Origin of the sequence: Rhizobium sp. rho-13.1, from assembly GCF_007000305.1 — a bacterium.
Lineage (GTDB): Bacteria > Pseudomonadota > Alphaproteobacteria > Rhizobiales > Rhizobiaceae > Rhizobium > Rhizobium rhododendri.
On record NZ_SCFL01000011.1, the window covers coordinates 21,767 to 40,937 of the forward strand.

18 protein-coding genes are annotated in these 19,171 nt (G+C 62.3%); 12 read left to right on the plus strand and 6 right to left on the minus strand.

What is annotated here, in order from left to right; genetic code table 11:
* Positions 1 to 5: 5 nt before the first annotated feature.
* From EQW76_RS20865 to EQW76_RS20880, 4 genes are read left to right on the plus strand one after another with little or no spacing between them, the layout of a single operon-like run.
* Positions 6 to 1,193, plus strand: coding sequence for an acyl-CoA dehydrogenase (locus tag EQW76_RS20865; RefSeq protein WP_111222448.1), 1,188 nt, complete (start codon positions 6 to 8; stop codon positions 1,191 to 1,193).
* Between the two features lie 7 nt (positions 1,194 to 1,200).
* Positions 1,201 to 1,632, plus strand: coding sequence for a thioesterase family protein (locus EQW76_RS20870; protein WP_142830763.1), 432 nt, complete (start codon positions 1,201 to 1,203; stop codon positions 1,630 to 1,632).
* Complete coding sequence (locus tag EQW76_RS20875; protein WP_111222446.1) at positions 1,610 to 2,005, plus strand: RidA family protein; 396 nt, start codon at positions 1,610 to 1,612, stop codon at positions 2,003 to 2,005. The genes EQW76_RS20870 and EQW76_RS20875 overlap by 23 nt, the downstream gene beginning before the upstream one ends.
* 10 nt (positions 2,006 to 2,015) lie before the next feature.
* Positions 2,016 to 3,980: a 3-hydroxyacyl-CoA dehydrogenase NAD-binding domain-containing protein gene (locus EQW76_RS20880; RefSeq protein WP_143123187.1), complete on the plus strand. Its 1,965-nt coding sequence runs from the start codon at positions 2,016 to 2,018 to the stop codon at positions 3,978 to 3,980.
* 6 nt (positions 3,981 to 3,986) lie between these two features.
* On the opposite strand, the gene EQW76_RS20885 is transcribed toward EQW76_RS20880, so the two are convergent.
* Positions 3,987 to 5,195 carry an adenylate/guanylate cyclase domain-containing protein gene (locus EQW76_RS20885; RefSeq protein WP_142830759.1) on the minus strand — a complete coding sequence of 403 codons (1,209 nt, stop codon included), beginning with the start codon at positions 5,193 to 5,195 and terminating at the stop codon, positions 3,987 to 3,989.
* A gap of 214 nt (positions 5,196 to 5,409) precedes the next feature.
* On the opposite strand from EQW76_RS20885, the gene EQW76_RS20890 reads away from it, so the two are divergent.
* Positions 5,410 to 6,756 carry an LLM class flavin-dependent oxidoreductase gene (locus EQW76_RS20890; RefSeq protein ID WP_142830757.1) on the plus strand — a complete coding sequence of 449 codons (1,347 nt, stop codon included), beginning with the start codon at positions 5,410 to 5,412 and terminating at the stop codon, positions 6,754 to 6,756.
* Positions 6,757 to 6,808: 52 nt separating this feature from the next.
* The gene (locus EQW76_RS20895; protein WP_142830755.1) at positions 6,809 to 7,351 is read left to right on the plus strand and encodes a hypothetical protein; all 543 of its coding nucleotides are present in this window, start codon (positions 6,809 to 6,811) and stop codon (positions 7,349 to 7,351) included.
* 5 nt (positions 7,352 to 7,356) lie between these two features.
* Here the strand turns inward: EQW76_RS20895 and EQW76_RS20900 are convergent, their stop codons facing one another.
* A complete protein-coding gene (locus EQW76_RS20900; protein WP_142830753.1) occupies positions 7,357 to 7,785 on the minus strand; it encodes an OsmC family protein in 429 nt (142 codons plus the stop codon).
* Between the two features lie 158 nt (positions 7,786 to 7,943).
* Here EQW76_RS20900 and EQW76_RS20905 point away from each other — a divergent pair, with 158 nt between their 5' ends.
* The 5 genes from EQW76_RS20905 (at position 7,944) to EQW76_RS20920 (ending at position 14,833) form a co-directional block, all read left to right on the plus strand.
* Entirely contained in the window at positions 7,944 to 9,209 is a 1,266-nt protein-coding gene (locus EQW76_RS20905; RefSeq protein WP_142830751.1) for a glycerate kinase, read from the plus strand.
* Positions 9,210 to 9,304: 95 nt separating this feature from the next.
* Complete coding sequence (locus EQW76_RS29070; RefSeq protein WP_153816486.1) at positions 9,305 to 9,460, plus strand: hypothetical protein; 156 nt, start codon at positions 9,305 to 9,307, stop codon at positions 9,458 to 9,460.
* A 349-nt stretch (positions 9,461 to 9,809) separates the two neighbouring features.
* Complete coding sequence (gene ggt / locus EQW76_RS20910; RefSeq protein WP_224127983.1) at positions 9,810 to 11,489, plus strand: gamma-glutamyltransferase; 1,680 nt, start codon at positions 9,810 to 9,812, stop codon at positions 11,487 to 11,489.
* 236 nt (positions 11,490 to 11,725) lie between these two features.
* Complete coding sequence (locus EQW76_RS20915) at positions 11,726 to 13,174, plus strand: MFS transporter (protein ID WP_142830747.1); 1,449 nt, start codon at positions 11,726 to 11,728, stop codon at positions 13,172 to 13,174.
* 84 nt (positions 13,175 to 13,258) lie between these two features.
* Complete coding sequence (locus EQW76_RS20920; RefSeq protein ID WP_142830745.1) at positions 13,259 to 14,833, plus strand: VOC family protein; 1,575 nt, start codon at positions 13,259 to 13,261, stop codon at positions 14,831 to 14,833.
* Positions 14,834 to 14,979: 146 nt separating this feature from the next.
* On the opposite strand, the gene EQW76_RS20925 is transcribed toward EQW76_RS20920, so the two are convergent.
* From EQW76_RS20925 to EQW76_RS20940, 4 genes are all read right to left on the minus strand, one after another.
* Complete coding sequence (locus EQW76_RS20925) at positions 14,980 to 16,011, minus strand: hydroxyacid dehydrogenase (protein ID WP_142830743.1); 1,032 nt, start codon at positions 16,009 to 16,011, stop codon at positions 14,980 to 14,982.
* A 126-nt stretch (positions 16,012 to 16,137) separates the two neighbouring features.
* The gene (locus EQW76_RS20930; protein ID WP_143123188.1) at positions 16,138 to 17,415 is read right to left on the minus strand and encodes an L-fuconate dehydratase; all 1,278 of its coding nucleotides are present in this window, start codon (positions 17,413 to 17,415) and stop codon (positions 16,138 to 16,140) included.
* A 222-nt stretch (positions 17,416 to 17,637) separates the two neighbouring features.
* Positions 17,638 to 18,024, minus strand: coding sequence for a hypothetical protein (locus EQW76_RS20935; protein ID WP_142830739.1), 387 nt, complete (start codon positions 18,022 to 18,024; stop codon positions 17,638 to 17,640).
* Positions 18,025 to 18,260: 236 nt separating this feature from the next.
* Entirely contained in the window at positions 18,261 to 18,644 is a 384-nt protein-coding gene (locus EQW76_RS20940) for a DUF427 domain-containing protein (protein WP_142830737.1), read from the minus strand.
* 216 nt (positions 18,645 to 18,860) lie between these two features.
* Here EQW76_RS20940 and EQW76_RS20945 point away from each other — a divergent pair, with 216 nt between their 5' ends.
* A complete protein-coding gene (locus tag EQW76_RS20945) occupies positions 18,861 to 19,169 on the plus strand; it encodes a hypothetical protein (RefSeq protein ID WP_142830735.1) in 309 nt (102 codons plus the stop codon).
* The last annotated feature ends 2 nt before the right edge of the window (positions 19,170 to 19,171 follow it).

The window sequence follows — 19,171 nt, forward strand, 5'->3', positions numbered from 1 at the left end:
AACCAATGGCGCATAGCCGCGAGATATTCGACTGGGCCGACCCTTTCCGTCTGCAGGACCAGCTGACCGACGACGAGCGCATGGTCCACGACACCGCACGTGCCTATGCGCAGGACAAGCTGGCGCCGCGTGTGCTGGAAGCATTTCGCCATGAAAAGACAGACCCGGCGATCTTCCGCGAAATGGGCGAACTCGGCCTGCTCGGCCCGACCATCGCACCCGAATATGGCGGCTCCGGCCTCGGCTATGTCGCCTACGGCCTGATCGCCCGCGAGGTCGAGCGCGTCGATAGCGGCTATCGCTCGATGATGTCGGTACAGTCCTCGCTGGTGATGGTGCCGATCGATGCTTTTGGCTCGGAAGCGCAGAAGCAGAAGTACTTGCCGAAGCTTGCCACCGGCGAGTGGATCGGCTGCTTCGGCCTGACGGAACCGAACCACGGCTCCGACCCCGGCTCGATGGCCACCCGCGCCAAGAAGGTCGACGGCGGCTACCAGCTGACCGGGTCGAAGATCTGGATTTCCAATTCGCCGATTGCCGACGTCTTCGTCGTCTGGGGCAAGACCGAGGACGGCGTCATCAGGGGCTTCATCCTCGAAAAGGGATGGAAGGGCCTGACGGCACCGGCCATTCACGGCAAGGTCGGCCTGCGCGCCTCGATCACCGGCGAAATCGTCATGGACAACGTCTTCGTGCCGGAAGAAAACCTGCTGCCCAACGTCACCGGCCTCAAGGGCCCGTTCACCTGCCTGAACTCGGCCCGCTATGGCATCGCCTGGGGCACGCTCGGGGCTGCCGAGGATTGCTACGCCAGGGCACGCCAATACGTCCTCGACCGGCATCAGTTCGGCCGGCCGCTCGCCGCCAACCAGCTGATCCAGAAGAAACTCGCGGACATGACGACCGAGATCGCACTTGGCCTGCAAGGTTGCCTGCGGCTCGGCCGGATGAAGGAGGAAGGCCACCCGCCGGTAGAGCTGACGTCGATCCTGAAGCGCAACTCCTGCGGCAAGGCGCTCGATATCGCCCGCAACGCACGTGATATGCTCGGCGGCAACGGCATTTCCGACGAGTTCGGCATCATCCGCCACATGGTCAACCTCGAAGTGGTCAACACCTATGAAGGCACCCACGATATCCATGCCCTGATCCTCGGCCGTGCCATCACCGGCATTGCCGCCTTCGCGAACTGAGGCTGTCGTGGCATTCAAGACGACAAGACCGTTGCGCTTCGGCGATTGCGATCCCTCCGGGATTGCATATTTCCCGTCCTACCTGAACATCCTTGTCGGTGTTCTCGAGGACTATTTCGCTACGCTCGGTTTTCCCTGGAAGACGATGATCGATGAGCGGCGGATCGGCGTGCCGACCGTCCGCCTGGACCTGACCTTCTCGTCTCCCGGCTTTCAGGGCGACGAACTGGAATTCGCCGTGATCGTCCGCCGCATTGGCCGCGCCTCCCTCGATCTCGAGCATCAGGTTTCGGCCAGGGGCAAGATCCTCTGGACCGCCACCCACCGCGTCGTTGCCACGCACCTCGACACACAGCAATCGCTTGCCTGGCCGGACGACATCAGGGCCGCGCTGGAACACCATCTGGAGAAGACCGATGCACACGATCCTGCAGCCTGAGGGCTGGGCCAAGCCGATCGGATACGCCAACGGTGTCGCCGCGACTGGTCGCACGGTATTCGTCGGCGGCCAGATCGGCTGGAATGCCGCTTGCGAGTTCGAAAGCGACGATTTCGTCGATCAGGTTCGCCAGACGCTTTCCAACATCGTCGCCATCCTCGCCGAAGGCGGTGCCGGGCCGCAGCACATCACGTCGATGACCTGGTATTTCACGGACAAGGCCGAATACCTCGCCAACCTCAAGGGCGTTGGCCAAGCCTATCGCGACGTCATCGGCCGGCATTTTCCGGCGATGGCTGCAGTGCAGGTCGTCGGCCTCGTCGAGGACCGCGCCAAGATAGAGATCCAGGCCACTGCCGTCGTTCCGGAATAGGAGAGCGGCGATGTCGGTAACGACCTTTTCGGAGAGCGTCTCGGGCGAGACGTCGGACGGCGTACTGGTTGTCACCCTCGACAATCCGCCCGTCAACGCGATGTCGAGCCACGTGCGCGCTGGCATCATGGCAGCGCTGGATCACGCAGCGGCGGCGGCGTCGATTGTCGGCATCGTCATCACCGGTGCCGGTCGCACGTTCGTCGGCGGCGCCGATATCAGGGAGTTCGGCAAGCCATCGATCGAGCCCCATCTGCCAGATCTCATCAACCGCATCGAAGCCTTTGAAAAGCCTGTCGTTGCAGCCGTCAATGGCGCGGCGCTGGGCGGCGGTTGCGAAATCGCTCTTGCCTGCCACGCCCGGATCGCTAACCCAAGCGCCAGTTTCGGACTGCCGGAAGTCAAACTCGGCCTTGTGCCCGGCGCCGGCGGTACCCAGCGTCTTCCAAGGCTCATCGGCACGGTTGCCGCTATTGACCTGATCGGAACCGGGCGGGCGGTCAAGGCTGCGGAAGCAGCATCGCTCGGTCTTGCCGATGCCACCGATGCCGACGAGCGGTCAGCGGCGATTGCCATGGTCCAAAGGCTTGCCGGAACTCCGCTACGGCGCACCGGTCAACTGGCCGTACCGCAACAGAATATCGCAGCGGTAGAGGCTGCAGCGGCGAAGGTCGTCGGAAAATCTCGCGGCCAGACAGCGCCCGTCGAAGCCGTGCGGCTTGTCAGGCTCGCCACCTACGCAACCCTTGCCGATGGCCTGTCGGACGAACGGACGACATTCCTTGGCTTGCGGGACTCCGAGCAATCGGCAGCCCTCCGCCATGTCTTCTTCGCCGAGCGCGCCGCCGGCAAGGTCGATGGGCTCGCAGGCATAGCGCCCCGCAGCATCGAGACCGTCGGGATCGTCGGCACCGGCCTCATGGGTTCCGGCATTGCGGTGGCGACGCTTGGCGCCGGCTTCCGGGTCGTCGCCGTAGAGCAGACCGAAGACGCCGCTGACAAAGGTCGCGAGCGCATCGCAGCCACGCTGCAAAAGGCGGTGCAGACCGGCCGTCTCGACACCGACGGCCTTGCCGATCAGCTCGGCCGCCTGACCGTCACCAGCGACATGACGGCCCTCGCCGATGCAGATCTGGTCATCGAGGCTGTGTTCGACGACATGGCGGTCAAGACGGCGCTGTTCCAGCGGCTCGACGGCATCGTCCGCGCAGATGCCATCCTTGCCACCAACACCAGTTATCTCGATCCCGACGCCATTGCCGCAGAAACGCTTCATCCCCGTCGAATCCTCGGCCTGCACTTCTTCTCCCCCGCCAATATCATGCGGCTGGTGGAAGTGGTGAATTGCGCGGAGACGGCACCGGATGCGCTGGCCAGTGCCCTGGCCTTTGCCAAGCGGCTCGGCAAGCTGCCGGTCGTCTGTGGCGTCACCGAAGGTTTCATCGGCAACAGCGTCTTTTCCGCCTACCGCCGGGAGGCCGAGTTCATGCTCGAGGATGGCGCGCTGCCCCACGAGATCGACGCAGCGCTCGAAGCTTACGGCTTCCCCATGGGGCTCTTTGCCGTCTACGACATGGCAGGCCTCGAAATCGCCTGGGCCCGCCGCAAGCGTCAGGCGGCAACGCGCAATGCGGATGAGCGCTACGTCCCCATTGCCGACCGGCTTTGCGAGGCTGGCCGATTTGGCCAGAAATCCGGACGCGGCTGGTATGCCTACCCGGACGGCACGCGGACTGTCGATCCCGAAGTGACAGCGTTGATCGAGCGGGTGCGGGCCGAAAAAGGCATCACCCCGCGCAGTTTTTCGTCGGACGAAATCGTCGCAAGGCTATTGCGGGCGATGGCCGACGAAGGCAAGGCCTTGCTCGAACGTGGTATTGCCGCCCGCCCGGGCGACATCGATCTGGTGATGATCAACGGCTACGGCTTCCCGCCTCACAAGGGCGGTCCGATGTTTGCCGCCGGCAAGCGCTGAAGCCCCTCAGGCCGCGTGCATCAGCGTGAACAGTTCCTGCGCCCGCTTGACGCCCCGCAACGCGTAGCGGCCGACGGAGACGAGATCGTTGCGCTGCGAGACCTCTGCCGCTGCAACGAAGTTCGACGACATGAGCACATCGCGGTCGACGGAATGGCACATCGAGGCGATGCGGCTGACCTCGTTCACCGCCGGCCCGATGACGGTGAAATCAAGCCGGTCTTGGCTGCCGATATTTCCGTAGAACACCTCGCCGATATGCAGGCCGAGATAGATCTCCGTCACCGGCCTGCCCTCGACCTGCCGCTGGGCATTGAGATTGCGCAAACGCTCCCGCAGCAGCGATTCTGCCTTGAGGGCCGCCGCACAGGCATCGCGTTCGTCACGCGCCTTGAAGATCGCCAGCGTGCCGTCGCCGATCAGCTTCAGCACGTTGCCGCCTGCCTCGTGGATCGACGAAATGACGGCGTCGGCGTAGTCGTTGAGCATCGGGATGATCTCGTCGGGCTCCGCCGTATCCGAGATGCGCGTATAGTTGGCGAGATCTGAAAACCAAAGGGCCGCCGAGATGCGCTCCGTCTTGCCGCGCGTGATCTTGCCACCGAGCACATGCTGCGCCGCGTCTTCGCCGAGATAGACCTCGGCGATCGTACGGGCAATCCGGTCGAGCGCGGTGCACTTGATCGCCAGCGCGAGCGCAGGCACCAGCCGGCGCAGCGTGGCGATGTCGTCGTCCAGGAAACCATCCTTGTCGGCAGTGGCGAAATGCGCAAAGAAACAGTCCATGTCGCCGATTGTACCGGCATCCTCGAATGGGTGGGCAAAGGCGATGAAGTCCGTAACGCCCGCCTCCTTCAAGACATCCAGCGTGTAAAAATCGACAGGATCGCCAAAGCCTATTCGGCGGCGAACTTCCGATGTCATGGTTTCCTGCAGATAGTAAAACGCCGATTTCAGCCAGTTTTCCGCAGCGATACCCTGGTTGGTGGAGCCATATTCGAACACAGGCTCGATGACCTCGGTGCTGTCCCAGCGAAACACGCGACCTTCGTAGACCGGATGCAACGTGTCCATCAGCGCCATGCCGCGACTAAGTTGCAGCCCGCTTCGGCGACAGGCCTCGCAGAAGCCGCTCAAAAGATCGATTTCAGTCGCGCCCTTCAGACCTCGCTGCATCAGCCATGCGGTAATATCTGCGATGTCTTTCTCATGCATGGATTGGTGTCCCCGAGGCTTGAAAGCTTGGTCTATTCCCAATTGGCCGCACGGAAAAGGCGAACAAGCAAAAAAGATTGGTCACCTATGTATTTTCGACGCGCCACTTCTAGCTCCCGGCCGTTGATTGATACGAAGGCGTCCCCCATCTCAAGTCATGGTTTTGCTGCATCGCAGTCAAGCTGTGCCAAGAGGTTTTGAAAAGGATCCCCTGATGTCCGGCCAAAAGCAAATGAAGCTCGGCGCTTTCATGCGTCCTGTCAGCCTGCACACCGGCGCCTGGCGCTACCCCGGAGCCTATCCGGATGCCAATTTCAACTTCAGGCACATCAAGAGTTTTGCCCGGAAACTCGAAGCTGCCAAGTTCGACGCTTTCTTCATGGCCGATCATCTGGCCGTCCTCAACATGCCCATCGAGGCCCTGAAGCGCAGCCATACGGTGACCTCCTTCGAGCCGTTCACGCTGCTCTCGGCGCTGGCTGCGGTCACCGAGAAGATCGGCCTGGTCGCCACCGCCTCCACCACCTTCGAGCAGCCCTATCATATCGCCCGGCGCTTCGCCTCGCTCGACCACATCAGCGACGGACGCGCCGGCTGGAACATCGTCACCACGTCCAACCCCGATGCCGCCCTCAACTTCGGCCTCGAAGATCATGTCGAGCACGACGAGCGCTATCGCCGGGCGCGCGAATTCTATGACGTCGTCACCGGCCTCTGGGACAGCTTTGCCGACGACGCCTTCATCCGCGACACCGAAACCGGCATCTTTTTCGACCCGGACAAGATGCACGTGCTCGACCACAAGGGCGAAAGCCTGTCGGTGCGCGGCCCGCTCAACATTGCCCGTACACCGCAGGGCTGGCCGGTCATCGTACAGGCCGGCCAGTCCGAGCCCGGCAAGCAGCTGGCAGCCGAGACCGCCGAGGTGGTGTTTGCAGCGCCCCGCGATCTCAAGACCGCAAAGTCGCTCTATGCCGATATCAAGGGCCGCATGCCTCGCGTCGGTCGCAACCCGGACCACCTTAAAATCCTGCCGGCGGCATTTGTCGTCGTCGGCGACAGCGTCGAGGAGGCGCGCGCCAAGCGGGCCCGCCTCGACAGCCTGGTGCATTACGACAGCGCCATCGCCTCGCTGTCGATCTCGCTCGGCCACGACGCCTCGAAGTTCGACCCCGACGCCCCTCTGCCGCAAATACCCGAAACCAACGCCAGCAAGAGCGGCCGCGAACAAGCGATCCGTATGGCCCAGCAGGAAAACCTGACCGTCCGCCAGCTTGCCCAGCGGCTGGGCGGCTACGGCGGACTGGCCTTCGTCGGCACGCCCGAGACCATTGCCGACGAAATGGAAACATGGCTGTCGGAAGAGGGCTCGGACGGCTTCAACGTGGTCTTCCCCTTCCTGCCGCAGGGCCTCGACGATGTCGCCGACCGCCTGGTGCCGGAGTTGCAGCGGCGCGGCCTTTTCCGCAAGGAATACGAAGGCACCACGCTGCGCGACCATCTCGGCCTGCCACGCCCGGAAAATCGTTTCTTTCCGGCTGTTTCGGAAGCCGCGGAGTGACAGAGTTGCGGAAATCGGCAAAAAGAGTGCGATCCCTCCGAGAGCAGCACCGATGAGCCATCTGTCACACTTCGACTACGCCACAGCATCCGATGAGGCCCGTGCCGAGCATGACCGCGAGGTACTCCTTCGCGGCCGGATGACCAACATGAAGCGGACGCTGCTGCATTCGCCTGTGGCCCACCGCATCTATGCTGAATGGTTTACCCTCCGCGAAGAGCTGCGCCCCGATCTCGACGACCGCGCCGTATGGCTCTTCTGCCAGGCAATCGCCATCGAGTGCCGCTCCATCATCCCCGTCGGCTTTTTCCGTCGCGCGCTGATCAATGCCGGCCTGAAACCCGAGACGATAGAGCCAAGCCCAGACGAGGCCACGCTGATCGCCTTCGGCAAGGCAATGGTCGCGGATTCGAACGCCATTCCTGACGAGATCTGGGCGCGCCTCAAAGCCCGCTACGATGAGCCGACGCTGGTCAACCTCGTGGCCTTCGGGGGCATCATGATCGCTACGGCGATCTTCAACAACACGGTCAAGATCGACATCGATCCCGAACTTGGCCCCTTTCTTGAAGGTTTCGTGATGCCGCCCCGCTAATGGGCCTAGCCAACCACCACCGTTGAAAATTCGGGGTTGCCGCGGATGGTGTTGCTGACGGTGCAGATCTCGCCTTCGGCGGCGTGAGCGATGGCGTTACGGGTTTTGTCGTCGAAGTCGCCCTTAATGGTGAAGACGATGTGGAACGTCTCGACGCGCGACACGCCCGAGGCTGCCTTCTGTCCGGTTACCTCGGCCGTCACTTCGGACAGCTTGTCCAGCACGCCCATCTGTCCTGCGGCCATGCGGGCGCTGAGCACGAGGCAGGCGGACAGCGATGCGTAGAGCAGGTCGAGCGGGTTGAAGCCGACCTGCGACGGCGCCGTCACCACGTTGATCTCGCCGCCGGTAACCGACGTCACCTGCGGAAAGCCGGTGCGGCCGAGCACGGCCCTAGCGCCCGTCTGCCGTTCCTTGCCCTTCAACTCAACCATGTCGAAAACCCCTGCCTGCAATTTACCTGTCGATGCGAAACAGATAGGCATTTCGCGTCAGGGAAACAATCGCCGTCCTTGTGTCAATCCCGCCGTTGAGGCTTGCAACGCGAGCGGCGTTGGTTCATGCCCGTGTTAACGACATCAGGCAGACAACCATGACCGTCACCGATCCCCGCGCCTTTCTCACAGCCCTGTTCGATGTGGCCGTCGCTGCGGCCGATCCACTGGCAGGCATCCGCCGCCATCTTCCACGGCAACCGAAAGGCCGAACCATCGTCATCGGCGCAGGCAAGGGCTCGGCGCAGATGGCCGCAGCGCTGGAAAGCTGCTGGGACGGACCGCTGGAAGGGCTCGTCGTCACACGCTACGGCTTTGCCGTTGCCTGCGAGCGCATCGAAATCGTCGAAGCGTCGCACCCCGTCCCCGATAGATCTGGGCTCGATGCCGCGACGCGGCTGCTGCGTCTGGTGCAGGGGTTGAGTGCCGACGATCTGGTGATTGCGCTGATATCGGGAGGCGGCTCGGCGCTGCTGCCTTCGCCGGCCGTAGGGCTGACGCTTGACGACGAGATTGCCGTCAACCGCGCCCTCCTCGCATCCGGCGCGCCGATCTCCGTCATGAACACCATCCGCAAGCATATCTCGACCATCAAGGGCGGCCGGCTTGCCGTCGCCGCCTATCCCGCCAAGGTCGTCACCCTTGTCGTCTCCGATATCCCGGGCGACGACCCGGCGCTCGTGGCCTCCGGCCCGACGATTGCCGGTACCGGCGATCGCTCCGACGCACTGGACTTCATCCGGCAATATTCTCTCGCCCTTCCCGCCAATGTCCTCGCGCACATCGGAAGCCCGCAAGCCGATGCACCGGCCACCGACGACCCGCGTTTTGCGCGCAACGAAGTCCACGTGATCGCCTCGGCAGGCGTTTCGCTGGAAGCAGCCGCGAACGCATCCCGCGCCTTCGGCATCGAAGCAGCCATCCTGTCCGATTCGATAGAAGGCGAGGCCCGCGAGGCGGCCCGTGTGCATGCTGCCATTGCCCGCGAAATAGCGGCGCGCAATCGCCCGTTCGCAAAACCCGTCGTGCTTCTGTCAGGGGGCGAGACCACGGTGACGGTGGCCGGCGACGGCAAGGGTGGCCGGAACTCGGAATTCCTGCTGTCTCTCGCCATCGATATCGACAGTTTTGAGGGCATCGACGCCATCGCCGCCGATACGGATGGTATCGATGGGAGCGAGGACAATGCGGGAGCCTTTGCGGACGGCAGCAGCGCTGTCCGCATGCGCGCGGCTGGCATCGTGCCCGCCGATCGCCTACGCAACAACGACGCCTGGTCGGCTTTTCACGCCATCGGCGATATCTTCGCCCCGGGTCCGACCGGCACCAACGTAAACGATTTCCGCGCCATCCTGATCCGCTAGCGCAGCAACCCTGCGGGCCTATTGATTTAGGATTTGGAGCAATCGTCGCATCGACCATAGGCAGCGGCGGTGGATGTCCAGCGGAAGAAATGGCTGTGGCAGCCAACGCATTCGATTTTGGTGACGGGACTTTTCTTGGCGGGACGCGCAAGAAATGGCAGGCGATTCTCGGTCTTCCACTGCTCAAGCCTGGTGACGATCATGTCGCCCTCCCGCAAACCGCGTTCTGTCTCGAAACAAGACTGCCCTAGTTTGGAAATTTTGCGAGAGCCCGGCCTGTCCAGACACATTAAATTTTTTCAACAGCGTTAATCGATAGTAAAAATACAATAAGTAGCCCGTGAGAAATAACGTTTCTATTGTTGAAATCTGCAGACAAGCTCCACCATACAGCTGTTCACCAGCCGATTTTCAAGCGACTCACATCCCTGCGCCACAGGACGGTATCGCCATTACTTCCGATTCAATTATGACTGGACATATGGGGAAGGCAGCGCTCTTCTGGCGTTTATCCTGTTTCGGAGAACCGACGACATGCACCTGACTGCCAAGCGCTTGACCCTGACCGCCCTGATCCTGACGCTCGACCTGATAGCAGTGATGCCGGCCTCTGCAGCTTCCCCGCAACCGGTGAAGGCAGATCACGGCATGGTGGTCACGGCCCAGCACCTGGCAACAGATGTCGGGGTCGCAGTCCTGAAAAGCGGTGGCAACGCTATCGATGCCGCTGTCGCGGTTGGCTATGCCCTCGCGGTTGTCTATCCGACAGCTGGCAACATCGGCGGAGGCGGCTTCATGACCATCCGCCTGAAGGACGGCAGGACAACCTTTCTCGACTTCCGCGAGCGGGCGCCGCTTGCCGCCACCAAGACGATGTATCTCGATGACAAGGGCAACGTCGTCAAAGGCGCCAGCACCGAGGGCTACCTTGCCGTCGGCGTGCCGGGATCGGTGATGGGCCTCGAGACGGCGCGCGAAAAATACGGCACGAAATCGCGCGAGGAGCTGATGGGGCCGGCAATCCGCTATGCCCAGGAAGGCTTCACGCTCGACCAAGGCGATGTCGTCGAACTCGGCGGCGGCCAGAAGCGCCTGTCGCGCGACCCGGCTGCGGCTGCCATCTATGTCAAGCAAGATGGCAAGTCGTTTGCGGTCGGCGACCAGTTGCGCCAGCCGGACCTCGCCGCCACCTTGTCGCAGATTGCCGAGAACGGTCCTGACGGATTCTACAAGGGCCGGACGGCAGATGCGATCGTCAAGGCGAGCCAGGACAAGGGCGGCGTCCTCGCCAAGGCAGACTTCGACCAGTACAAGGTCCGCGAACTCGCACCGGTCACCTGCAATTACCGGGGTTACGAGATCGTCTCTTCGCCCCCGCCCTCCTCCGGCGGCGTCATCATCTGCGAAATCCTCAACGTGCTCGAAGGCTATCCGCTGTCCTATCTCGGTTACGGCTCGGCAGAAACAGTACATCTGATGGTCGAGGCCATGCGCCACGCCTATGTCGACCGCAACGCGCCCCTTGGCGACCCCGACTTCGTCGACAACCCGGTCGCAAAGCTGCTCGACAAGGGCTACGCCAAGCAGATCCGCGACAGCATCGATCCCTACCGCGCCGGCGTCTCCAAGGACCTGATGCCGAAGGGTTTTGGCGAGAGCCACGAGACCACCCATTATTCGATTATAGACAATGACGGCAACGCCGTGGCCGTCACCTATACCCTGAACGGCTCGTTTGGCGCCGGCGTCGTCGCACCCGGTACCGGCGTGCTGCTCAACAACGAGATGGACGATTTCACCTCCAAGCCCGGCGTGCCCAATCTCTATGGCCTAGTGCAGGGCGAGGCCAACGCCATCCAGCCGAAGAAGACGCCGCTGTCGTCGATGAGCCCGACCATCATCGCCAAGGACGGCAAGCCCTTCATGGTCATCGGCAGCCCTGGCGGTGCCCGCATTATCACCATCACGCTCGAGACGATCGTCAACGTCATCGATTTCGGCATGGATATCCGCCAGGCCATCGATGCACCGCGCATCCATCACCAGTGGCTGCCGGACAAGGTCTTCACCGAGCCCTACGCGCTGTCACCCGACACGATGCGGCTGCTTGCCGCCATGGGCTACAACGTCGCGGTCGACAAGGACTGGCCGATCTGGGGCCAGGCAGCCGGCATCTTGGTCGGCGGCAAGAGCGTTGCCGAGATCGCGGCCGGCGGTGGTGCGCGCTACAACGGCGCGATGGACAGCAGGGCCGGTTCCGGCACGGCGAGCGGCTACTAGCGCGGTATCTGCCGGCAAAATCCGGCCGTCGCCTGCCAGATCCGGGCAAAACTGTTGCAGGTCTGCAAAATAAGTCTGCCTTTCTAGTTTTGCGGGGTTGATCTGCATAATTGCATATAGCAAAGCTGGAAAACGAGGCGTATACCGGCCCGGTTCAAATGCGGCTCTTGCGCCGTTACCAGATTTGCGGGTCTGCCCCCGGGCTCCCACCGCACCACCGAGAGCGATAACCGACGATGTCGGATCAGACCTATCCGTCCGCCTCCCGGCCGGCGGCACCAAATTTCCGTACGATTGCGCTGATCGTCGCCAGTTCGATGTTCATGGAACAGCTGGACGCCACCGTGCTGGCAACGGCCCTGCCGACGATGGCGCGCGACTTCAACGTCAGCCCGCCGGCAATGAGCATCGCGCTGACATCGTATCTGCTCAGCCTGGCGATTTTCATTCCCGCCAGCGGCAAGATCGCCGACCGCTTCGGCTCGCGCACCGTGTTTCGCAGCGCCATAGCCGTGTTCGTATTCGGCTCCATCCTCTGCGCACAGGCTCCGACATTGTCCTTCCTCGTGGTCGCCCGGCTGATCCAGGGGATCGGCGGCGCCATGATGATGCCGGTCGGCCGTCTCGTGCTGATGCGCAGCGTCGACCGCAAGGATCTGGTCTCGGCCATGTCCTGGCTGCTGGTGCCGGCGCTGATCGGCCCGATCGTCGGACCGCCGGTGGGCGGCATGTTCGTCACCTACCTCGACTGGCGCTGGATCTTCTACATAAACGTGCCCATCGGCATCCTTGGCTTCGTGCTCGTCAGCATCTTCATCGAGGACGTCAAGGGACCGGCGAACGGACCGTTCGATCTCTCCGGCTTCATCCTGTCCGGCATTTCGCTGGGCTCCCTGCTGTTCGGCTTCGAGATGTCCAGCCGCTCGGGCGAAGGCTCCATGGCCATCATGCTGATTGCGATAGGGGTGCTGTTCGGCATCGCCTATCTCAGACACGCCAAGAAGCATCCGTCGCCGATCATGGATTTCTCGCTGATGCGGGTGCCGAGCTTCGGGGCGTCCGTCATTGCAGGCTCGCTGACCCGCATCACTCAAGGGGCACAACCGTTTCTGATCCCGCTGATGCTGCAGCTCGGCTTCGGCATGTCGGCAGCCGCTGCCGGCCGGATCGTCATCGCCACGGCCATCGGCTCCATGGCCATGAAAGCCCTGCAATCAAAGGTGCTGAAACGTTTCGGCTTCCGCAACAGCCTCATGGTTTTCGGCGTCATCGGCACGCTCGGCTACGGCACCTGCGCCGCCTTCCGTCCGGATTGGCCGATGCCGCTGATCTTCGTGATCCTGATGCTGTGCGGCTTCTTCATGTCGTTCCAGTTCACGGCCTACAACACCATCGCCTATGACGAGATCGACAGAGACCGGATGAGTGCTGCCACCAGCTTCTACACGACCTTCCAGCAACTGATGCTGTCGCTCGGCATCTGCGTCGCAGCCCTGGCGCTGCACGGCTCGATGTTCATCCAGGATCACCAGCAGGCCGAACTCAACGACTTTTCAGCCGCCTTCATCGTGGTCACGCTGATTTCGCTGAGCGCGACGATCTGGAACTCCCGCTTTTCGAAGACCGCCGGCGCCGAAATGAGCGGCTACAAGAGCAAGCGTCCGTCGCCGATCAGTGAACACTGAGGGCTCGCCGGGCGCATTGATGCCAACCCTCCTTCCGGTCTAGATGAGCTCAGGTCGCAAAGCGGGCAGAGCCCTGGAGCAGAGATGGTCGCCGGTATCCACCACATCACGCTGATTACCCGCAAAGTGCAGGCAAACGTCGATTTCTACGCGGGCTTCCTCGGGCTGCGGCTAGTTAAGCGTACTGGCGGTTTCGAGGATGCGACGCAACTGCACCTGTTTTACGGTGACGCCAGCGGCTCGCCAGGCTCGCTGGTAACCTTCCTCGTCTGGGAAGACGGGTCGCCCGGCCGCGCCGGCTACGGACAGACCGGCGAGATCTCGCTTGCCATTGATCCCCTCAGCATCGGCTTCTGGCTAACCCGATCCCTCACCTTCGGCCTGAAGGTGGAAGGGCCCATGGATGAATTCGGCGAACCGGTGCTGCGGCTGAAGGACCCGGATGGCATGATCGTCAAGCTGGTCGGGAACACCGGATTGCACGCCGGCACGCCATGGGCATCGGACGGCATTCCCGGGGAACACGCCATCCGCCGCCTGCGCGGCGCGACTCTGTTTACCGAGAAGCCCGGGGAGACGCAGTCTTTCCTCGAACGACATTTCGGCTACCGGCCGCAGGCGACCGCCGGCAACATCCGCCGCATGGTCTCGGAGCCCGGCGACATCATTGATGTCCGGGATGCCGCCGGCTTCTGGTCGAGCGCGCCGGGAACAGGCACCGTCAATCACGTCGCCTTCCGCGCCAACGACGATGCAGAACTGCAGGCCGTTCTCGGCACTCTGCAGGATTCAAATTCGGGCACCGTCAACGTCCACGACCGAAAGTATTTCCGGTCGCTCTACGTCCGCGAGCCCGGCGGTATCCTGTTCGAACTCGCGACCGATACGCCCGGCATGCTGATCGACGAGGAGAGCAGTACACTCGGAACGAAACTGTTCCTCCCGGCCGGCAATATCGAGCGGGAGCGCGAACTGACACTGCTGATGCCGCAATTTGCGATGCCCGGCGAGCCGAGGGTGATCTATCGCGACCTGCCCTTCGTCCACCGCTTCTATACGCCCGAAGACGCCGACGGCAGCGTGATCGTGCTGCTGCACGGCTCCGGCGCCAACGAAACCAGCCTGTTGCCGCTTGCCAACCGCATCGCACCGCGCGCCACGCTGCTCGCAGTACGCGGCTGCGCCGAAGAGGACGGGCTACCGCGCTGGTTCCTGCGCCTCACGCCTTTCACCTTCGTCCAGAGCGATATCGTCAGCGAGGCCGAAGCCTTTGCCGCCTTCATCGAGGGCGCTATCAAGGCCTATGGTCTCAAGGCTCAAAGAACCGTCTACCTCGGCTATTCCAATGGCGCCAACCTCCTCAACGCAATGCTGTCGCTCCATCCGCACGTGATCCACCGTGTCGTACTGCTGCGTTCGATGCCGGTCCTCGACCAGCGTCCGCAGGCTGATATGAGTGATGTGGACGTGCTGATGATCTCGGGCGAATTCGACGACTACGGCCGCTACGCTGAGACGCTGCGCACCGAACTTGCCACTGCCGGTGCCGACGTCGAGCTCCGGATCGTGCCGCACGGCCACGAGTTGACCGATGACGATGTGGGGATCGTGCGGGCTTGGCTGGATAAGACGCATCGAGCCGAGGACAGCGTGGTCTGAGACACTGCTGAGTTAGGTCGTTCGACGCAAGACGCCCCCCTCTGTCGGCGACGCCGACATCTCCCCCACAAGGGGGAGGGGAGATGAGCCGTAGGCTTCCGGGCTGCCTTACAAGAAATCCGAGCACCGGCGTTAAATCCAACCCCTCAGTTCTTCGTCACCGGCTTGGAGCGCATCCGCGATACCGTTTCGCGCTCGGCGCGCTTGCAGCGCATCGGCGGCAGGCCTCGGTCCATGAGGTCCATGTCCTCGATGACCATGTCGCCCATCTTCTTGAAGGCGCTATTCAGCGCGCCTGCGCGGTGTGCGGAGCGGATGAAGCCCTTCAAACGGCGCACCGGGTGGTCCTTGCCCAGCGGCTCTTCCGGATAGACGTCACTGGCAGCGACGATGTGGCCCGAGGCTACGGCGGCCATCAGCGCGTCGAAATCGACGACGTCAGCGCGGCTGAGCAGGATGAAGGCCGCCCCCTTGCGCATGCCGGCAAAGGCCTCGGCACCAAGAAAGCCCTTGTTCTCGCTGGTGACGGACGCGACTACGAAGACGAAATCGCTGTTCGCCAACACGTCGTCGAGGCTGGCAGGCTGCACGCCAAAATCCTCGAGAATGGAGCGCGGCATCCAGGGATCGTAGACCTTTATCTTCACCCTGAAGCCACTGAGGACCCTGTTCAGCGCCTTGCCGAGATCGCCGAAGCCGACAATGCCGATATCGGAGCCACTGATCTGGCGGGCGCCGGCATTGCCGTCGCCGCCCCAGAGTTCGTTGCCTTCGCGAAACGCGACGTCCGCATCGACGATATCGCGCGCCAGACTGAGAGCGAAACCGAGACCGATCTCGGCCACGGGCTCGGCAAACACCTGCCCGGTGGTCACGACATGGATGCCGCGCTGGAACAGCACGTCATAGGGCATGTTGTTCATCAGGTTGCTCTCGACGTTCAGAATGCAGCGCAGCTGCGGCATCCGGTCGAGCGTTTCATGGGAAAGCGGCGGCTGACCGATGATGTAGCGAGCCCTGCCGAGAATATCGTCGCCAAGGCCGGCGATGTTTTCCGGGTCGGCTTCGACGATCTCGTATGTCGCCCTGAGATGCGCTAGCGCTTCCGGCGTGAAGATCAGTTCGAGCGTGCGCGGCTCGGGCGCGCTGATGGCCAGCGGCCGGTGTGTGGTGGGCATAGAATCTCCTGTCGTCTGACGCCACTCCCCGGGCGCGTCTCGGTGAAACATGGCGAGTAACGGAAAAAACCGCAATGGCCGCGAACGCTCCTCTCGTCCGCGGCCCGCCGCAGGCCTGAAACGCGTTCAGCCGCGGAATGTGTATGTTTCGATCGATTGCGGCTTCATCTCAATCGAGAAGCCCGGCATGCTCGGCGGCATGTAGGCGGCGTCCTTGATGATGCAGGGATCGAGGAAATGCTCGTGAAGATGATCGACATATTCGATCACACGGCCGTCCTTCGTGCCGGAAACCGCGATGTAGTCGATCATCGACAGGTGCTGCACGTATTCGCAGAGACCGACGCCACCGGCGTGCGGCCAGACCGGCAGATTGTATTTGGCCGCAACCAGCAGCACAGCCAGCACCTCGTTCAGACCGCCCATGCGGCACGAATCGATCTGCACGATATCGATCGCCCCCTCGGCGATAAACTGCTTGAACATGATGCGGTTCTGGCACATCTCCCCAGTCGCCACCTTCACCGGCGCCACGGCTTCGCGGATCTTGCGATGGCCGGCGATATCGTCCGGGCTGGTCGGCTCCTCGATAAAGAACGGTTTGACAAAGGCCAGCTGGTTCACCCAGTCGATGGCCTCGCCGACTTCCCAGACCTGATTGGCATCGATCATCAGATAGCGGTCGGGGCCAATGACCTCGCGGGCAATCGTGAGGCGACGGATATCGTCCTCGAGGTCGCGGCCGACTTTCATCTTGATATGATTGAAACCGGCATCGATCGCTTCCTGGCAGAGACGTCGCAGCTTGTCGTCGCTATAGCCGAGCCAGCCGGCCGAGGTCGTGTAGCAGGCATAACCGTCGCGTTCGAGGGTGGCGATGCGCTCCGCCTTGCCGCTTTCGGCTTTCTTCAGCAAAGCCACGGCCTCGTCGCGCGTCAGCACGTCGGTCAGGTAGCGATAATCGACGATATCGGCGATCTGTTCGGCGTCCATCTCGCTGACCAGCCGCCAGACCGGCTTCCCCGCCTGCTTGGCGAGCAAATCCCAGACCGCGTTGACGACGGCGCCGGTTGCCAGATGCATGGCGCCTTTCTCAGGGCCGATCCAGCGAAGCTGGCTGTCGCTGGTCAGGTGCCGCCAGTATTTTCCGGGATTTTCGAGCACAGTCGCAAGATCGGTGCCGACAACCAGATGCGCCATCGCCTTGATTGCCATGCAGCAGATCTCGTTGCCGCGGCCGATGGTGAATGTCAGGCCATGGCCGGAAAGGCCCGGCTGGTCGGTCTCGAGAATGACGTAGGCCGCCGAATAGTCCGGGTCGGGGTTCATCGCATCGGATCCGTCAAGGCTGAGCGAGGTCGGGAAGCGGATGTCGAATACGCGGAGATCGGTGATACGCGTCATGGCGGCTGCTCCTTGGAATCAGCGACTGGGCGCTGGCGCTAACGGGCCGCAAAATCCAGCAGGCGCCCATGCGGATTGTTCTTATGTGAAGAATATTTTCACAGATGGGTCGCGCGTGCAAGATCGCCAAGCGCACAGAGAGGTCGGGAGTGCCCTTTTCACGACACTAAAAAGCCGCCGGTCTTTGCAAACCGGCGGCCTTTCAATCCATCCCGAACCGACCTAGCGGTCGGAAATATCTTCCGCCTGGCGCTCGGCCACTGCGGCAACCGGCACTGCGCTGTCATCGGCCAGAAGCCGCTTGCGCACCAGGACGCTCATTACGCGGGCGGCTGTCGAAAATGTCATCGTGTCGAGCGGGCCTTCGCCTTCCCAGGGTTTTGTGAGACGCTCGGTCACCGCGCCGAGCAGGTTGCTCGGCATGATGTCGGTGCAACCCCGCATCGCCTCGAAGGCGGCACTGATCGGAAAGATCCGGCCTTCAAAGGTGACCAGCGGCTCGGAGCTGTCGGCGCCCCATTCCTCGAAAGCATGGATAGCTTCGCGAAAAAGCTGCTGCAGGGTGATCGGTGCGTGCCCGTCATGGAGGGCTGGCAGTACATTGGTCATGGCTGTCTCCTTCTATGAAGGTCCGAGGACCTCCGGTAAGGCCGGCAACATGGGTAACGAAACGTATTCCCGTTGGCCAACTAACACGACCGAGTCTATAGATTAATCAGGATTAGGAAAGCCCCCAATGGGCAGTTCGTCGATTACGCTTCACTTTCAAGAGCTTATTTAGAATATCATGCTGATGAAAGTTGATGCAGCGCACCGGCTGAGCGCCTCCGTGGGGGCATATGCTGTCACGTCGCCGGGGTGATTTTGATATCATCGACGCGATTGGGATAGAAAGCCATGAAGCCCTTTATGGCTGCAACTGCCTCGTGGGGCGTCTCGTAGGTCCATATCGCATTCTCCGAGCGCTCGCCGCCACCGGGTATGCTGTAGTAGGAACAGTCGCCCTTGTAGGGACAATGGGTGCTGTGATCGGTTCTCTGCAACGCCGTCATGTCGACGTCCTCGCGGGGTATGTAGAGCACCGGCGGATATGACGCCTCCCGCAAGCTGAGCGCGCGGCGCGTGTCGGCGATTGTCTTGCCTGCCACCGTAACGACGACATGATCGTTCGTTTGCTCGATCGAGATGGGGTGGTCGGGTCCGGGGATCTTCATCGGGTTTTGCGGCATGTCCATTCCTCCACCGTGCCCGGCGCCTTGCCGGGCTATCTTCACGATATAGGGTGGCGCGGCGTCGACGCAATGCACGCCTCGGGCGTACCCTCTTCCCTTGTGGTTACGCGTTAAGGTTTACAGCGGAAGCGGCTGGAAGTAGCAATCGCGCTGGCATAGGGATGCCCGGTAAATAGCTGCAATGATTGCAGTCCAAGCCGGGAGGCCCGATCCATGCTCATGACCTCGCGCGAAGCTGCAGATCTCGGTTTTCAGGTAATCCTGGCGATCGGCGCAGTCACCTGGGGCATGGCGGTGGCGGATGTCTCGCTCAGGGGCCGGCAAACGACAGTTCACATCATAGACATCGGACGTCCCGTCCTCTGGGCAGCTGTGCCCATGCACATCGATCGACTTGATCAGATGTTTGCCGTCAACGCAGCAACACCGATGGCACCCCGGCCGGAAAACGACATCTGTATCGACGCGATCGGACTGAGAATGGCGTGCGACCTCATCGCCCCACGTCCGCGATCATCGTAAGC

What these genes read in the sequence shown, in the direction of transcription:
- EQW76_RS20880 (WP_143123187.1), top strand. Translation starts at nt 2,016, where the DNA reads ATGTCGGTAACGACCTTTTCGGAGAGCGTCTCGGGCGAGACGTCGGAC.
- EQW76_RS20895 (WP_142830755.1), top strand. Translation starts at nt 6,809, where the DNA reads ATGAGCCATCTGTCACACTTCGACTACGCCACAGCATCCGATGAGGCC.
- EQW76_RS20915 (WP_142830747.1), top strand. Translation starts at nt 11,726, where the DNA reads ATGTCGGATCAGACCTATCCGTCCGCCTCCCGGCCGGCGGCACCAAAT.
- EQW76_RS20905 (WP_142830751.1), top strand. Translation starts at nt 7,944, where the DNA reads ATGACCGTCACCGATCCCCGCGCCTTTCTCACAGCCCTGTTCGATGTG.
- EQW76_RS20935 (WP_142830739.1), bottom strand. Translation starts at nt 18,024, where the DNA reads ATGACCAATGTACTGCCAGCCCTCCATGACGGGCACGCACCGATCACC.
- EQW76_RS20900 (WP_142830753.1), bottom strand. Translation starts at nt 7,785, where the DNA reads ATGGTTGAGTTGAAGGGCAAGGAACGGCAGACGGGCGCTAGGGCCGTG.
- EQW76_RS20875 (WP_111222446.1), top strand. Translation starts at nt 1,610, where the DNA reads ATGCACACGATCCTGCAGCCTGAGGGCTGGGCCAAGCCGATCGGATAC.
- EQW76_RS20925 (WP_142830743.1), bottom strand. Translation starts at nt 16,011, where the DNA reads ATGCCCACCACACACCGGCCGCTGGCCATCAGCGCGCCCGAGCCGCGC.
- EQW76_RS20920 (WP_142830745.1), top strand. Translation starts at nt 13,259, where the DNA reads ATGGTCGCCGGTATCCACCACATCACGCTGATTACCCGCAAAGTGCAG.
- EQW76_RS20930 (WP_143123188.1), bottom strand. Translation starts at nt 17,415, where the DNA reads ATGACGCGTATCACCGATCTCCGCGTATTCGACATCCGCTTCCCGACC.
- ggt (WP_224127983.1), top strand. Translation starts at nt 9,810, where the DNA reads ATGCCGGCCTCTGCAGCTTCCCCGCAACCGGTGAAGGCAGATCACGGC.
- EQW76_RS20865 (WP_111222448.1), top strand. Translation starts at nt 6, where the DNA reads ATGGCGCATAGCCGCGAGATATTCGACTGGGCCGACCCTTTCCGTCTG.
- EQW76_RS20885 (WP_142830759.1), bottom strand. Translation starts at nt 5,195, where the DNA reads ATGCATGAGAAAGACATCGCAGATATTACCGCATGGCTGATGCAGCGA.
- EQW76_RS20940 (WP_142830737.1), bottom strand. Translation starts at nt 18,644, where the DNA reads ATGCCGCAAAACCCGATGAAGATCCCCGGACCCGACCACCCCATCTCG.
- EQW76_RS20945 (WP_142830735.1), top strand. Translation starts at nt 18,861, where the DNA reads ATGCTCATGACCTCGCGCGAAGCTGCAGATCTCGGTTTTCAGGTAATC.
- EQW76_RS20890 (WP_142830757.1), top strand. Translation starts at nt 5,410, where the DNA reads ATGTCCGGCCAAAAGCAAATGAAGCTCGGCGCTTTCATGCGTCCTGTC.